Here is a 455-nt window from a genome sequence, read left to right as displayed (position 1 = left end):
GGGGCCGGGAGCGGCGGGGCCGCCTCGCTCGGCGAGCCCGCGCTCGAACTGCCGGTCGCCCCGGCCGGGTCGGACGCTTCCGCGGACGGCGACCCGTCCGGCCTCGCCGTCCAGCGCGTCGTCTGGGCCGCACGTCCCACGGGTACCCGCGTGGCCCCGACGCGCCCCCGCTCCGCACCGCCCGGCCGCGCGGTCCCTCTGACCCGGGCCGCCGGGGTCGCCGTCCAACGCCGCGTCCTCCCGGCGTCGGCCCCCGCGCCCGCGCCCACCGTCGCGGCTGATCCCGTATCGACCGACCCCGACCCGGCCCCGCACACGCCGCAGGCACCGCCGACGCAGCCCGAGCGGGCGCCGCATCCGGCTCCTGTGCAGGCGTTGGCACAGACGGACGCAATTCAGCGGACTGCCGCGCCGGCGTCCGCGCCCCAGGGTTCGGCCCCGCCGGCGTCCGCGCC

The sequence above is a fragment of the Streptacidiphilus melanogenes genome, assembly GCF_000787835.1.
In the GTDB taxonomy this organism is placed as follows: Bacteria; Actinomycetota; Actinomycetes; order Streptomycetales; family Streptomycetaceae; genus Streptacidiphilus; species Streptacidiphilus melanogenes.
This window is presented reverse-complemented; position numbering follows the sequence as displayed.